We start from the raw sequence: 15,444 nt of genomic DNA on the forward strand, positions 1-15,444 counted from the left end.
CGCCGTCTCGCCCTGAGTGGGCACGCTCCGGGCCGTTCCGGGTCGACAACGTTGTCCCGGTGGGGATCGGACGTGCGTGTGAACCGCGACGATGGAGAGGTTCCGTGCCTGTCAGACCCGATGCCTCCGTGCCCCGCACCCTTCGTACGACAACCGCACGCCGGCGCGGCCGGCCGCTGCGCGCGACGATCGCCGTAGTGCTGGCCGGGGCGCTCGGCCTCGTCGCACTGGCGGGCGGGGGCACAGCCGTGGCAGTGCCCGCCGCGCCCGCCTCGGCGGGGACCGCGGGGACATCCGCCGGCACGGACTACACCAAGCTCGTCGACCCGTTCGTGTCGACCGGCGGCGACGACGGCAACGACCTGCCGGGCGCCGAGGCACCCCACAGTCTGGCCAAGGTCAACCCGCTGACCACGCCGAACCGCAACCACTCCGGGTACGACCACGACGAGGACCACATCGCCGGGTTCACGGCCACGGACCTGGACGGCGTCGGCGGCTCGGGAGGCGGCGGCGACCTGCTGGTCGTCCCGACCTCGGTGCGGTACGACAGCCGCCCCGCCACCGGCACGTACGCGCACGCGTACAGCCACGCCGACGAGACCGCGACCCCCGGCTACTACCAGGTGGGGCTCGGCGCCCTCTCCGGAACCGGTTCGTCGGTGACGCAGGACGCCGGCACCATCGACGCCGAGACGACCGCGACGACCCGCACCGCGCTCGAACGCTACAGCTTCCCCGCCGGGTCGAGCCCCGAACTCGTCCTCGACCTCGCCAACAACTTCACCAGCCGCACCCGCGCGACCATGAAGGCGACGACGCTCCCGGACGGGACCACCTCGATCACCGGCCTCGTCGCGGGCTCGTTCAACGGCGCCGCCTACCGTCTGTACTACGACGCCACCACCAACGTCCCCGTGACCTCCCTGCGGAGTTGGGGCGACGATGGCAAGCTCAGCGACGCGACCGCGCAGGACGGCGCCGACACCGGCGCGATCCTCGGGTTCGACAAGTCCGCGGGGGACGACATCGAACTCCGCATCACCCTCTCGCCGATCAGCGCGGAACAGGCCGCGACCGACCAGCACAACGAGGTGGGCGACCTCACCTTCGACCAGGCACGCGCACAGACGAAGGCGGACTGGAGCAGCACGCTCGGCACCGTCGCCGTGAAGTCCTCGGCCACCTCCGACCCCGACTCCACGCTCACCAAGGAGTTCTACACGCACCTGTACCGCATGTACGCGCTGCCGGTGAACGCCACCAGCACCAGCGGCACGTACCGGGGCGTCGACGGAGCGGTGCACAAGACGAACGGCTTCACCTACTACGACGGATGGTCCACCTGGGACGACTTCCGCAAGTACTCCGTCGAGGCCTACATCGACCCGGCCGGCTACCGGGACCTGGTGCAGTCGCTCATCGAACTCTTCGCCGACGCGCACACCTCCGGCAAGAGCCTCGGCAGCCTCACCCACTCGGTGCCGACCGTGCGCTGGGAGCGCTCGCCCGTGGTGATCGCCGACGCACTGTCGAAGGGCTACAAGAACTTCGACCGGCTCGACGAGGCCTACCCGGAGCTGCTGTCGTACACCGGCTACTACACGGGCGCGCAGTTGCGGCAGGGATACGTCTCCGGTGATCCCGGTACGACCGTCCAGCGCGGTTACGACCAGTGGGCGCTCTCCGTCATCGCCGGCGCGCTAGGCAAGGACGCGGAGGCGAAGCAGCTGCGCACCCGGTCGACCATGGCGATCGACAACCTCGTGAAGTCCGGCGCCTGGACCGCGGCCGACGGCACCGAGGTCGGTCTGCTCACCCCGCGCGCCTCCGGCGGCGACTGGCAGAGCGCCGACCACGAGAAGTTCGAGGCGGCCGGCCTCTACCAGGGCACGCTCTGGCAGTACAACTGGTACGACGCCTACGACATGGGCGGCCTCATCCAGGCCATGGGCGGCGCGAAGGCAGGCAGGGCCGCGATGGAGCACATGTTCGGCGAGGACTCCGCCGCCGACGACGGCTCGACCATGCTCCACTCCAACGCGAACGAGATCGACCTCCAGGCGCCGTACCTGTTCAACTACGTCGGCGAGCCGAGCCTGACCCAGAAGTGGGTGCGTGCCATCTACACCGGCACGACCTGGAACCGCTACATCGCCACCGGTTCCACCAACGAGGCCCCCAGCTCCGGCGGCGAGTTCACCCCGCCGGTCGACACCCGGGTCTACAAGCTCTCCCCGCACGGCTTCCTGCCGACCATGGACAACGACGCCGGCACCATGTCGACCATGTTCGTCGCCGCCGCCCTGGGACTGTTCCCGGTGACCGCGGGCTCCAGCCAGTTCCAGATCGGCAGCCCGTTCTTCGACTCCACGACGATCACCTACGCCAACGGCAGCACGTTCACCGTGAAGGCCGACGGCGTCTCGCCGAGCGACTACTACGTGCAGAGCGCGACCCTGAACGGCCGCCGTTTCACGAACACCTGGCTCGACTACGCGCAGATCATCTCCGGCGGCACCCTGGACTTCACCATGGGTGCCGAGCCGTCCGCATGGGGCACCCGCACGGCGCCCGCGTACTCGTCGAACACCGACTCGGGCGACCCGGGTGCCGGAGACACCGGAACGGGCAAGGACAGCACCGTCGTCTCCGCCCGGCCGGGCACCGTCACCACCGACGCGGACGGCACCGCCGACGGAAGTGTGCGGCTCACCCTGACCGGTCCCGCGACCTTCGCCGCCCGCAAGGGAACCAGCCTCACCGCAACCGGATCGGCGACCGTGACCGGCCTCCCCGACGGCGTCACGGCCGACCTCCGCGTCACGGGCTCGCACACCGCGAGCCTGGCACTCACCGGCACCACCGACGTCGACGCGCGCTTCGGCATCACCTTCCGCGACGCGGCCTTCGCCCACGGCGTGCCGGCCGCCACGGTCACCGGCACCGGGATCTCTGCCACCGACCCCCTCCTCCTCTCCGCCGCCGCGGTCCAGCGCAAGGCCCTGAGCGCACTCGTCGGCCAGGCCTCCCCGGTGCGCAGCGGCCACTACTCCGACGGGTCCTGGACGCTGTTCCGCTCGGCACTCGAACACGCCCGGACCGTCCTCGCGGACACCGCCTCGACCACCGGCACGCTCATGGCCGCGGACGACGCGCTCCGGTCGGCCGTCGACGCGCTCACCATCGACGAGGGCGGCTACGCCGTCCTCCAGGCCGAGGACCCCGACCAGAAGGAGGGCCCCAGCCTCAAGAGCGAGGCGTACTACTCGGACGGCGACCTCGGCGGCGTCACCGAGGGATCGTGGGAACAGTTCACCAAGCTCGACTTCGGCGGGGTCGCCCCGCGGAGCATCTCGGTCCGCTACGCCAACCCGCAGGCCACGACCGCGCAGCCGAGCAGCGTCGACATCCATGCCGGCACCGCCGACGGCCCCCTCGTCGCCACCGTCCCGCTCCCCGGCACCGGCGGCTGGCAGAACTACACCACGGTGCAGGCGGCCGTCACCGACCCGGACGCCCTGTCGGCCGCATCCGGCGCGACGTTCGTGTTCCACGCCCCCTCCGGCCGGCAGTGGGTGGCGAACTTCGACTGGTACCAGTTCTCGCCCGACGAGGTCTCCTCGTCCTCCCCGACCACCCTCGCCACCCTGACCGCGGCCGACTCCACCACGACCGGCGGCGGTTCGCTCCCGCTCAACCTCGCGAACGGCATCTTCGAGAACGTCACGAACGGCGCGTGGGCCGAATGGCAGGGCACCCACCTCGGTGCGGGCGCCGACACCGTCACCGTCAGCTATGACAAGCCCCAGTCCCGGGCGGCGTCCGACTCGCACATCGAACTGCACCTCGGATCGAAGGACGGCACCAGGACCGTGGACATCCCCCTCGGCTACACCGGATCGGGCTGGGGAACCGTCGCCACCACCACCGTGCAGCTCGACCGGGACGTCTTCACCGGCGTCCAGGACGTGTACGCCGACTTCGTCTCAAGCACGCAGACCAGCTCCCAGCCGTACGTGGGCAACGTCCACTCACTGACGCTGACCCGGGACGCCGACTCCCCGGTGGCCTTCGACGCCACGGCGTTCACGTCGAACAGCGGCGGCGGCCTCAAGAGCGAGACCGCCACCTGGAGCGACGCGGGCTCCGCCACCGACCTCGGCGGCACCTACAACGGAGCCTGGCTCGGCTACGGGGACGTCGACTTCGGCGCCGCCCCCAAGAACACCGTCACCCTCACCTACGTCAACAACTCCGCCCGCTGCGGCACCGGTTCCGCGGTCCAGCTCTACCTGGACTCCTTCGACCCCTCGAACCCCGGAACGCCGTACGCGACCGTCCCGCTGCCCGTCACGGGAGCCGCGTGGTCGTCCGGCGGGACCACGAGCCTCACCCTTCCCCAGGCGGTCACCGGCACCCACACCGTCCACCTGCGGCTGACGACGACCCCCGACTCCTCGCACCCGTACGTCGCGAACCTCGGCCGGATCACCTTCGGTCACGCCGACACACCCGCAACCGCCGACAAGTCCGCGCTGCGCAAGGCGATCGACCAGTACGGGGTACTCTCCGGCGACGCGCGGCGCTACGACAGCATCGACTTCGGAGTCTTCCAGCGCGAACTCGCCGCCGCCCAGGCCCTCGTCGTCGCCGCCGACGCGACCCAGCTCGAGGTCGACACCGGGACCCGGAGCCTCACCCTCGCCGCCGGGCAGCTGACCCCGCTGCCGAGACTGAGACTGGAGGACCTGGTCGCGACCGCGTCCGCCCTCGACGACGCCCGCTACACGGACGCCTCCTGGCAGGCGTTCACCGGGGCACTCACCGCGGCGAAGACCGCACTCGCGGACGGCACGGCCACCGACGCTACCCTCACCGCACGGTACGACGCCCTCGACCACGCCGTCTCCGCACTCACCACGAAGCCCAGGACGGTCCCGACGGCACCCGGCGCGGTGTCGGCGACCTCGTCCGGCACCGGCGTGACCGTCGCCTGGTCCGCACCCGACGACGACGGCGGCTCACCGGTCACCGGCTACGAGATCACCCTCGACGACGGCCACCAGGTCCAGATCCACGATCCGGACAGCCGCAGCACGACGTTCACCCGGCTGCGGACCGGCACGTCGTACACCGCGCGCGTCCGGGCGGTGAACGCCGTCGGTGCCTCACGGCCGAGCCCCGCCACGGCACCCGTGGTCACCGGCGGCGGCAAGCCGCAGGCGCCGACCGTCACGGGTGTGCTCACCGACGGCAGGCAGGTCCGTGTGACCTGGCGGGCCGCCGCGGACGGCGGATTCCCGCTCATCGGGTACACCGTGGCCCTGGACGACGGAACCACCGCGCACGTCCCCGCCACGACGGACACGGCACTGCTCACGGCCACGAGCAGGGCGAAGGCGCACACCGCCACCGTGACCGCGGTCACCCTGGCCGGAACCTCGGCGGACACCGACGCGACGGGGACGGGCGCCTCCGCCACCTCCGATCCGACGACGTACGTCCCGTCCCCCTTCCCGGCCGACACGCTGAACGCGGCCTACTCCTCGGACAAGTGGCCGACGACCGCCGACGGCACCGACTACTTCGACGACCTGCTCAGCGGTATCGACGAGCTGGGCTCCGGCACCCTCGGCGCCGACACCGCGGTACCCCACGGCACCGCGCTCACCGCGGAGAACGACGAGACCGCCGTCGCCGTCAACAACGCGGCGACCCAGCAGCAGGTCGACCGGGCCGAGGTGGACGCGACGAACAGCGCCACCGTCACGATGGCCGACGGCCTCGGCTCCCGCCTCGGCCGGCTCTACCTCGACGCCCTCGACGGCGGCGGACTCCCGAAGACCAGCGCCCTGTTCTCCCGCGTGACGCAGGGCCTGGACACCCACGACGCGGCGAAGGACCACTACGGCTACCTGCGCCCGTACGTGCGGCTCGGGTTCGTCGGCGACGGCGGTGACGTGTACGAGTCGCAGGACGGTTCGTACAGCAACCTCGCCACCACCGGTTCGTACCCGAGCGGTCACACCTACGGCGGCTACGAGGCCGGCACCGTCCTGGCCACGCTGCTGCCGGAGCTGGCCCCGTCGATCCTCGCGCGCACCTCGGAGTACGGCAACAACCGCATCGTCCTCGGATTCCACTACCCCCTCGACGTCATGGGCGGCCGCATCACCGGCCAGGCCACCGTGGCGCACCGGTGGGCGGACCCGGACTTCCAGAAGCTGCTGATGCAGGCCCACACCGAGATCGAGAACGTGCTGCTCGCGCAGTGCGAGAAGGACGGGTACGGCGACACCCTCGCCGCCTGCGCGGGCGACCCGTACGACGGGCTCAGCACGGCACAGGACGTCGACCTCTACACCCAGCGCCTGACCTACGGCTTCTCCCGGGTCGGCAAGGCCGGCCAGGCTCTGCGCACGCCCTCCGACGCGGCGGCACTGCTGATCACGGCCTTCCCGGACCTCACCACCGAACAGCGCACCGAGATCCTGGAGCAGACCGCGACCGACTCCGGGTACCCGCTCGACCTCACCGCGGACGGCGAGGCGAGCTGGCAGCGGATCAACCTGGCGGCGGCGATGGCGGCGGACGTGGTCGTCGGCGCCGACGGGTCGGTCACGGTGACCAACTTCTCGGACGCCACGAAGGCGAGTGTCGCCGACGCCCGCGCCATCACGGCGGGCGGCGCCGCGATCGACGGATTCGCCCCGGACGTGACGACCTACGTCGTCGACTGGCCCAAGGACGCGAGGATCCCGGCCGTCTCCGCCGTGGCGGCCGAGCCGGGAGCCCGGGTGAAGGTCACCGACGGCAGTCCGGTCCTGTCGTCGACCGGAGCCCGTCTCACCACCCGCACCATCACCGTGACCTCGCCGAACGGTTCGGTCACCCGGACCTACACGGTCGGCTTCCAGCGCACCTCGCACGCGCAGCGGCCGGTCGCGTCCGGCGAGGGCCACGGATCGGGCTCCGCCGGTGGCACGGGACTCTGGTCGCCGGCGACGGAGTGGACGGAGACACGGGGACTCCCGTGGGCACTGATCACGAGGTGACCGCCTGACCTGCCGCGCCCGGAGAGGGGCGCGGCAGGTCAGGCCGCTGCCGGGGTGCGCGTGCGGCGGTCCGTTCGCGGACCGAGCCTCAGTACGCGTGGTGCACTTGCCAGAACGCCCAGGCCTGGCAGGGGCTGCCGTACGTGGTGTTCATGTAGTTGAGGCCCCACTTGATCTGCGTGGCCGGATTGGTCTGCCAGTCGGCGGCGACGGAGGCCATCTTGTTGCCGGGCAGGGCCTGGACGAGGCCGTAGGCGCCGGAGGAGGGGTTGACCGCGAGGTAGTTCCAGGTGGACTCGTGATCCACGATGTTGCTGAAGCACTGGAACTGGCCGCTGCCCACGATCTGCGCGGCCATCGCCTTGATCTGCGCCACGGTGTAGGAGCTCTGCACCTGGAAGCTGGCGGTGGGGTCGCCGGCCGCGGCCTTGGCCGCCGCCCGTTCCTCGGCCGCGGACTTCTTGGCCTTCGCGGCCTTGGCGGCCGCGGCCCGGGCGGCCTGCTCGGCGTCCTTGCGGGCGCTCGCGTCCGCCTGCACCGCCACGGTGTCGGCCTGCTGCGTCAGCGACGCGGTCTGCACCTGGGCCTGCTGCCCCGTGGGCAGGTCGGCGAGGAGGGTGGCGTCGGTCGCCGGCGCCTCCGCGTCGTTGTTCTGCGCGCTGCTGCCCGAGGCGACACCGACGACACTTCCGACAGCGGTGACCGCGGTGGCCGACGCCACCGCGATTCCCCGGACCGATATGCGGCTCACGCGCTTCTCTTCCTCTTCGCCCGGGCCACCGTGTGCGGCGGTCGACGGAAGTGTTTCGCTTGCTGGGTAAGGCAGTTGGAACACTCTTGCGTGCCGGCGCGGCCGACGCAATGCCGGAGGACGTGCGGATGCTCACACCGTCGCCGGAGCGGGGTACAGGGGCCACCATGAGCCTCGATGAACGGTGAGGGGAACCAGGGCGCGGGGTGGGTCGTCGGGATCGATGCCGGCGGCACCCGGACCCGTGCGGTCCTCGCGGACGCGCGGGACGGGCGGGTCCTCCAGGAAGGCGAGGCCGGGCCGGGCAACGCGCTGACCGTGCCGGGCCCGCAACTCGCCGCGCATCTGGCGGAGGCGGTCGCGGCGGCCGTGCCGGAGGCGATGCGGGCGCGGGTCCGCGCGGTGGCCGGCGGTTTCGCGGGGGCCGCCCGGGCGCCGGAGGAGGAGCGGGGCCGGGTACGGGCGTTGGCCGGCCTCACCGCCGCTCTGTCGCGGCTGGGGATCACCACCGGAGCCGTCGAGATCCACAGCGACATCGAGGCGGCCTTCGCCGGGGCGCCCGGGCATCCGGCCGACGGGCTCGCCCTGGTGGCCGGCACCGGAGTGGTCGCCGCGCGGATCGAGGGGCGCGTACTGGTCGCCACGTCCGGCGGGGACGGCTGGCTGCTCGGTGACGACGGCGGCGGGTTCTGGATCGGCCGCGAGGCGGCACGGGCGGCGCTGCGGGCCGCGGACGGGCGGGGCGGACCGACGGCGCTGACCGGCACCGTGGGCCGGGCCCTGGGAATCGCGGCGGGCGTACTGCCGCCGGCCGGCGGCGGATTCTGGGCGCCCGCCCGGCGGGCCGCCTACCGGGCACAGCTGCTGCCCGCCGTGCTGGACCGCCCGCCCGTGCGGCTGGCCGACCTCGCGCCACTGGTGCCGGACGCGGCGGCGGACGAGGACGAGGTCGCCGGGGCGATCCTCCGGGAGGCGGTCGCCCATCTCGCCCGCACCGTGGCCGCGTTGCGGCCACGCCCGGGTGAGGCACTGGTCGTCACGGGCGGTCTGACCGCCCCGGACGGTCCGCTGCTCGCCCCGCTCGCGCAACGGCTCGGCGGCCTCACGCTCGTCCCGGTGGCGGACGGCCGTGCGGGGGCCGTGGCCCTGGCGAGGCTGCTCACCGCCGGCCACCGGCCCCCTCAGGACCCGTGACCACCCGCACCCACTGCCTGCTCGGGTACGGTCCGGCCGCGTCGGCCGCCGTGAACTCCGCGGAGTGGATCAGGAGTCGGCCCATGCCCGCGTCCTCCACCGTCACCGTGATCCTGCGCCGCTCGCCGGGCGCGAGCCGCTCGGCGGCCACGGGGACCTCCGCGTGTACGGTTCCGTCCTCGCCGACGGTGGCGCGGTTCTCGCCGACGCTGCGAACCCCCGGTCCCTCGACGGCGAGCAGTACCGGTCGGCCCGGGATGTGCTCGGCCCGAACGAGGACCACCTGCAGCGGTTTCTCAGGGGTGCCGGTGAAGAGCTCGGTCGACTCGACAGAGGTCACACGCATGGGGCTCCTACGAGTGCTGGTGGAGCCCCATCCTGGCATCGTGGGGTGGTTCAATCAACCAGCCCCGGTGGTCCGTTGATGGTTCATTCATGCAGGCCGGAGGCGGGCTCAGTGCGATCGCCGGGCCTTCACCGCGTGCTGCCCGGCGATGTGGTCGGTCAACGCCAGTGCCGCGCTGGCCCGTTGGTAGGTGAGCTGGGCGACCCGGACGTACAGGCAGTCGATGAGGAGCAGCACCGAGTGGCGGGCGCCGATGATGCCGGTGGGGAAACTGGTCTCCGGGGTGGACGAGATGAGCCGGATGCCGGCGGTGCGGGCGAGCGGGGAACGCGGGTCGGAGGTCAGGGCGATCGTCGTCGCGCCGCGCTCCCTGGCCGTCTCGAACGGCTCGGTCGTCTCGCGGGTCGACCCGGAGTGGGAGATGCCGAGCGCGACGTCGGCGGGGGTGAGCAGCGCGGCGGAGGTGACCGCGGCGTGCACCTCGGTCCAGCCGCGTACCGAACAGCCGATCCGGAACAGCCGGGTCTCGGTCTCCTGCGCCACCGCGCCGCTGCCGCCCACGCCGTAGACGTCGATCCTGCGGGCCCGGGCCATGGCCTGCGCGGCCCGCTCGACCGCGTCCAGGTCGATCCGGTCCAGGGTCTGCTGGACGGCCCGCAGGTCCGCGGTGCCGACCACCTTCACCACGCGCTCCAGGCTGTCGTCCGGGGAGATGTCCGGACCGATCTCGGCCGTGCCCCAGTCGGAGACCTCGCCGCGGCCCCGCTCCTGTGCGAGCGCGATCAGCAGGTGCTGGTAGGAGTCGAGACCGACGGCCCGGCAGAAACGGGTCACGGTCGCCTGGGAGGTGCCGGTGCGGCGGCCCAGCTCCGCGGCCGAACAGTGCGTGACGGCGGCCGGATCCGCCAGGATCAGCTCGCCCACCTTCCGCAGGGAGCCGGCCAGGCGCGGCAGCTCGGTTCGGATCAGTGCGGTGACGTCGGTCGAGGGCATGCAGAGACGGTACCTGCCACCTTATGAGTCGTCAGTTGAATACCGGGCCCGGAACGGCACGCCGTTGCCCCGCACACCGAGAGCGTGATTAATTGATTCGTCGATCGGGGTAGCTCGGGGGGGGTGTGCGCGTGTCCGTCGAGTCCGCCGGCGGGTCCGGGACCGGACCGGTGAACGCCGAACGCTTCGCCCGCGAGGGCCTCGCCGCCCTGCACCGCCTCACCGAGTCCGCGCGCGCCGACGTCGTCCGGGCCGCCGGACTGATCGCCGACTGCGTCCGCGCCGACGGGGTCGTCCAGGCCTTCGGCACCGGCCACTCCCAGGCGCTGGTCCTCGAAGTCGCCGGCCGCGCGGGCGGACTGGTCCCCACCAACCGGATCGGCATCGCCGACCTCGTCCTCTACGGCGGTGAGCACCCCAGCGTCCTCGACGACCCGCTCCTGGAGCGCGAGCCCGGCGTCGCCGCCCGCCTCTACGCCCTCGCCGCCCCGCATCCCCGGGACCTCTTCGTCATCGTCTCCAACTCCGGGGTGAACAACGTGATCGTGGAGATGGCCCTGCACGCCAAGGAACGCGGACACCGTCTCCTCGCCCTCACCTCCCTCGCGCACACCAGGGCGGTCCCGGCCGGCCATCCCAGCGGCAGGAAACTCGCCGACCTGGCCGACGTGGTCCTCGACAACGCGGCCCCGCGCGGCGACGCGCTTCTCGAACTCCCGGGCGGCGGCGCGGTCTCGGCGCTGTCCACGCTGACCGGGGTGATGCTGGTGCAGATGGCGGTGGCCGAGGCGGCCGGCCTCCTCCTCGCCTCCGGCGACCGCCCGCCCGTCTACGTCTCGGCCAACGTGCCCGGCGGCTTCGAGGGCAACCTGGAACTGGAGAAGCGGTACGCCGGACGGATCCGGCGCACCGCGAGCTGAGAGCGCGTCAACCGAGGGGCGGGCGCCGCCCGTGCCACGGGAGCGCGAGTTCCGGGGAGCGGGACACCTGGAGCGGCAGGTCCTCCCGCCAGGGCGCCGCGACGAGCCGGACGCGCACCGGCAGCCCGGTCACGTTGAACACCCAAGTGAACACTCCCATCGCCTCGCCGCCGGGCACAGCGCCGCTCGGGTCGCGGCGGAGATCGGCTGCGTCGATCAGTCCCACCTGCACCGGTACGTCACGGCCTCCGCCGGGGTGACGCCCGCGGTGGTGTCGACCGCGCCGTGGCCCGCGGTCGACGACGTCGCCTGGGCCGCGCCTGCCTGTCGGGATCACCGCTGCGGGCCGCGCGGCGATGACGGGGTACCTGGACCCGGTGCCGCGTCCGGGCCGGCGGGCGCCTTCCGCGCACGGCGGTGCTGTGTCCTCGCCTGGGCCCTGGCGGCCTCGGCGAGGGCCGGCTGGAGGCGGCGGGCGGCGTCGACGTGGTCGCCGGTCCAGATGATCCGCACCGCGACGGGCGTGGCCCGGCCCTGACCGTCGCTGAGTTCGGTGCGGACGGACTCCACGAGCCGCGCCGCGCCCTCGGGCTGGAGCGGGACGGCGTCGGGGACGGACGAGCGGCCCCCGAGGCTCGCGGCGAAGCCGTGGTACCAGTCGGTGACCCGGGCCGCCGAACCGAGGACGGCACAGTGGGCGTCGGCCCGGACGGCCTGGACACGCGCCAGGCCCTCGCCCTTCCACAGGGAGACGACGGCGTCGGCGGCCAGCCGGAGCCCGACGACCCCGGTGACGAGAGTGGTCGCGCAGGACAGCGACAGCGGCTTGGCGCCGCGTTCGGCGAGGTAGGTGCGGAACGCGTCGTCGAGGCGACGGGCGGCGGCCGCCGCCACCCGGCTCTGCGGATCGGGGGCGGCGGGACTTCGGTGGCCCAGGGCGTAGTCCACCGCGTCTGCGAGGTAACGGGCGCTGTCGTCGTACGCCTCGGCGAGCGCCCTGTGCACGGCGCCCCGGGCGCCGCGCGGCCAGAAGAACACGGCCACCAGCACGCTGACCAGGCACCCCAGCACGATGTCCTGGACGCGCAGCAGGGCGATGTGCCAGTTCGGGTCCTGGCCGACGTTGAACAGCACCACCAGCGTGACGGTGAACGCGGCCTGCCCGGCGGCGAAGGAGATGGCGGCGGGCGCGATCCCTGCGCACAGGATGGCCACGGGGAGCACGAACCACAGCGCCGTCCCGTGGTGGCCGATCAGATGCAGCAGCGCGGCACCCACCACGGACCCGGCCACCGTGCCGAGAACGGCGCGGACGGCGTTCTGCCCGGTGCTGAGCGCGTTGGAGCGGAGCACGGACAGGGTGCCCAGCAGCACCCAGAAGGAGTGCCCCACACCGGTCACCCCGGCCAGGAACACGGCGATGCCGAGGCCGACGGCGCCGCGCAGGCTGTTGTGCAGCCACACCGAGTCGGGCCTGAGATGGGCGAAGGCGCGTTCCCGCGCGGCCGCGAGGGGTGCGCTCATGGCGCCCGGCTCACGGCCGAGGAGCCGCTCGGGCCAGCTGCGCTGCCAGGCGGTGGCCGCCATGTCGACGTTGTCGGCGATCTGCAGCACGGCGAAACCGAGCTCCTGGGCGCGGAAGGACACGTCGAGCGTGGCGATGAACCCGTAGACCTCCGCCGTGCTGGTGCCGCCCGGGTGTTCGGCGGGCACCTGGACGGTGGAGCTGTGCTCCATCGCGGCCAGGGCCGCCCGCAGGTCGTTCCCGCGGGTCCGCAGCGGACCGGTGTCCCTGTTCAGGTCCGTGAGCAGGTCGCAGGCCGCCTCCAGGACGTGGGCGGCGGCGCGGCGCACGGTATGCGCGGCCGGGTCGCAGGCCGGGGGCTTGTCGGTGTACTCGGACCGGTCGACGAGGACGGCGCACAGCCAGGTGAGCTGGTCCACCAGCCGGACGAGAGCACGCGAGGTCGCGGACAGGCCGGTCGGGCGGGACGTCGTGGCGTCGAAGACTCCGCGCAGGTCCGCGCCGGTACGGGCGGTGTGCTCGGCCCCGGCCCGGCACCGCTCGGCGTCGGACCCCGGCCCGTCCGGCCCCGGCAGGGCCGCGCGGATCCGCAGATACCCGGCGGCGGCACGGCAGACGGCCGCCGCCGGGGCGCTGAGCAGGTCGGCGACGGGACGCGGCCACAGCAGGGCGACGGCCGGCAGGGCCACCGCCCCCGCCAGGCCCGCGCCGGCGAGGCGCGCGGGCAGCTGCGACAGGGGCACCGGGGCGCTGACCGGCAGCACGAAGGCCAGCAGCAGCGCCGTCGAGCTGCCGGCCAGGACCGAGCTGACCACGCCGGCGAAGAGGACCGCGAACCCGACCACGACCGTGGCCGCCACGGCGAGCCAGAGCCATGGCGCGGCCAGGGTGCCGAGGCAGATCAGCACCAGCCACGCCACCGCGAGTGCCGCCTGCGCCCGCAGCCGCTCCACCATCGGCCCGGAGTAGTCCACCAGCAACAGCATCGAGAAGGAGCCGAACGCGGCGTAGCTCGCCATCGTCGGGGAGTGCAGCACCTGGGTGCACAGGGCGAACAGGGCGGGCATCACCAGCGCCGTACGCCCGGCCCGCCGGGTCGCCGCGAGATCCGGGTCCTTGCCGCGCAACCACGTCACCCACCGTGGCGCCCGCCCCGACATGTCCACCTCCCGCCGGCCCCGGAGCGGCCGGCCCCGTCGCCGCACCGCTCACACCACCCATATGCGGTCACCGCCGGGCCGTCCGCAACATTTGCCGGGGCGGCCGGTGGACCGCTCGCCGGGGCGCCCTCGAAACGCTGCCTCGCCTCCACGGCCGAGGCGGTCCCGTCCTCAGCGCACCGGGAAGCCGAACGAATACCCCTCTTCCTTCAGCCAGGGCAGCACCTCACGCAGGGCGGCAACCGTCTCGGAGCGGTCGCCGCCGGCGTCGTGGAAGAGGATGGTCGGCCCGTTCGGCAGCTCCTCCTTGACGGTGGCGACGATGACGGCCGTGCCGGGACGCTCGAAGTCCTTCGAGTCGACGTTCCAGCCCAGCGGGCGCATGCCGCGGGAGGCGGCGACCTTGCGGCTGTGGGGAGTGAAGGCGCCGCCGGGGGCGCGGTAGTAGAGCGGCCGTACACCCCCGGACGCCTCGGTGATCATGCGCTCGGCTTCGAGGATCTGCTGGGACTGGTAGGCCTCGGACTTTGTGTCCATGGTGACGTCGTGGGAGACCGTGTGGTCGCAGAGCCGGTGCCCGGCCGCCACCACCGCCCTGACCAGGCCGGGGTGTGCCTTCGCCTGCGGTCCGATCATGCAGAACGTGGCCTTCACGCCGTACTCCTCGAGCACCTGGAGCACCTTGGGGGTCCAGACCGGGTCCGGTCCGTCGTCGATGGTGATGTTGACGCCCCTGGCGCCCCGGTCCGAGGCGTGCGCGATCTCCACCGACACCGGGGCCGCCTTCGGCGCGGGGTGGTGCACCGAAGTCCCGGATTCCGCGGTCCCGTTGACGGGACCGGCCTGCGCGGTCCACAGCGAGGCGGCCACGGTCACGGCCGTGACCCCGAGCGCCGCCGCGACCATCTGGCCGTACCATCCCCGTCCGCCGCGCCGCGCCATGTCCGCCCCGATCCTTGTCGTTCAGTCGATCTCGTGCACCCGTCAGGACGGAATAAGGGGGGCCCCGGATCCCTCCGTTACCGATCACGGACAATTCCGCGAGAGGTCTGCGACAGGCGCTCTGCGAGACCTTTAACGCCGGGCGGCGCGATCGGTGTTGGCGGTCCGCGCAGAACGGGGCACGGGGCGGGGCGCGGAGCCGGGAGCACCGGGATTCCGGATCGGGGAGCGGTGCCCCCGCGGCGCGGCGGCCAGGCAGCAGTGCGAGCAGGAGAGCCTCGACGCGGCTCGATCGCTCGGCACCGAGCGCGGCGTCCGTGAGGTGACGCCGACGGACATCGCCGCCGCCGTCGGCATGCACGAGTCCGCGATGCTGGGGTACTTCGGGACACGGGAGCAGATCTTCCCGAGCCGCACCGCGGAAGGCCGGCGGGACTGATCGGCGGCGCTGCGGTCGGGACAGGCCGAGACAGTCGCGCTCGGCGAAGTCGCCTCACCGGCAACGGTGTTGCAAGGGCAAGGGCTCCTGGGGATCACCGAGAGCGTTGCCGCGGA

The 15,444-nt window shown here is 72.9% G+C and carries 10 protein-coding genes; 4 read left to right on the forward strand and 6 right to left on the reverse strand.

Annotation, left to right across the window (positions count from 1 at the left end; translation table 11 throughout):
• The first annotated feature begins 104 nt into the window (after positions 1 to 104).
• On the forward strand, positions 105 to 7,058 hold the full coding sequence (locus ACZ4UV_RS31780; RefSeq protein ID WP_467842502.1) for a glycoside hydrolase domain-containing protein: 6,954 nt from the start codon (positions 105 to 107) through the stop codon (positions 7,056 to 7,058).
• Between the two features lie 88 nt (positions 7,059 to 7,146).
• Here the strand turns inward: ACZ4UV_RS31780 and ACZ4UV_RS31785 are convergent, their stop codons facing one another.
• Entirely contained in the window at positions 7,147 to 7,809 is a 663-nt protein-coding gene (locus ACZ4UV_RS31785) for an aggregation-promoting factor C-terminal-like domain-containing protein (protein ID WP_451022289.1), read from the reverse strand.
• A 177-nt stretch (positions 7,810 to 7,986) separates the two neighbouring features.
• Between ACZ4UV_RS31785 and ACZ4UV_RS31790 the strand changes: the two genes are divergently transcribed.
• Complete coding sequence (locus ACZ4UV_RS31790; protein WP_451022288.1) at positions 7,987 to 9,003, forward strand: BadF/BadG/BcrA/BcrD ATPase family protein; 1,017 nt, start codon at positions 7,987 to 7,989, stop codon at positions 9,001 to 9,003.
• Here the strand turns inward: ACZ4UV_RS31790 and ACZ4UV_RS31795 are convergent.
• Positions 8,969 to 9,349, reverse strand: coding sequence for a hypothetical protein (locus ACZ4UV_RS31795; RefSeq protein ID WP_451022287.1), 381 nt, complete (start codon positions 9,347 to 9,349; stop codon positions 8,969 to 8,971). The genes ACZ4UV_RS31790 and ACZ4UV_RS31795 overlap by 35 nt on opposite strands.
• A 108-nt stretch (positions 9,350 to 9,457) precedes the next feature.
• Positions 9,458 to 10,342 (reverse strand): MurR/RpiR family transcriptional regulator, encoded by an 885-nt coding sequence (locus ACZ4UV_RS31800; protein WP_451022286.1) that lies wholly within the window; start codon positions 10,340 to 10,342, stop codon positions 9,458 to 9,460.
• 131 nt (positions 10,343 to 10,473) lie between these two features.
• On the opposite strand from ACZ4UV_RS31800, the gene ACZ4UV_RS31805 reads away from it, so the two are divergent.
• Entirely contained in the window at positions 10,474 to 11,262 is a 789-nt protein-coding gene (locus ACZ4UV_RS31805) for a sugar isomerase domain-containing protein (RefSeq protein WP_451022285.1), read from the forward strand.
• 7 nt (positions 11,263 to 11,269) lie between these two features.
• On the opposite strand, the gene ACZ4UV_RS31810 is transcribed toward ACZ4UV_RS31805, so the two are convergent.
• From ACZ4UV_RS31810 to ACZ4UV_RS31820, 3 genes are all read right to left on the reverse strand, one after another.
• Complete coding sequence (locus ACZ4UV_RS31810) at positions 11,270 to 11,494, reverse strand: hypothetical protein (RefSeq protein ID WP_451022284.1); 225 nt, start codon at positions 11,492 to 11,494, stop codon at positions 11,270 to 11,272.
• 101 nt (positions 11,495 to 11,595) lie between these two features.
• Complete coding sequence (locus tag ACZ4UV_RS31815) at positions 11,596 to 13,923, reverse strand: FUSC family protein (protein ID WP_467842508.1); 2,328 nt, start codon at positions 13,921 to 13,923, stop codon at positions 11,596 to 11,598.
• A 195-nt stretch (positions 13,924 to 14,118) separates the two neighbouring features.
• The gene (locus ACZ4UV_RS31820) at positions 14,119 to 14,889 is read right to left on the reverse strand and encodes a polysaccharide deacetylase family protein (protein ID WP_451022282.1); all 771 of its coding nucleotides are present in this window, start codon (positions 14,887 to 14,889) and stop codon (positions 14,119 to 14,121) included.
• A 157-nt stretch (positions 14,890 to 15,046) separates the two neighbouring features.
• Here ACZ4UV_RS31820 and ACZ4UV_RS31825 point away from each other — a divergent pair, with 157 nt between their 5' ends.
• Positions 15,047 to 15,328 carry a TetR family transcriptional regulator gene (locus ACZ4UV_RS31825; RefSeq protein ID WP_451016227.1) on the forward strand — a complete coding sequence of 94 codons (282 nt, stop codon included), beginning with the start codon at positions 15,047 to 15,049 and terminating at the stop codon, positions 15,326 to 15,328.
• The last annotated feature ends 116 nt before the right edge of the window (positions 15,329 to 15,444 follow it).

The sequence above is a fragment of the Streptomyces sp. NPDC028289 genome (assembly GCF_055565975.1).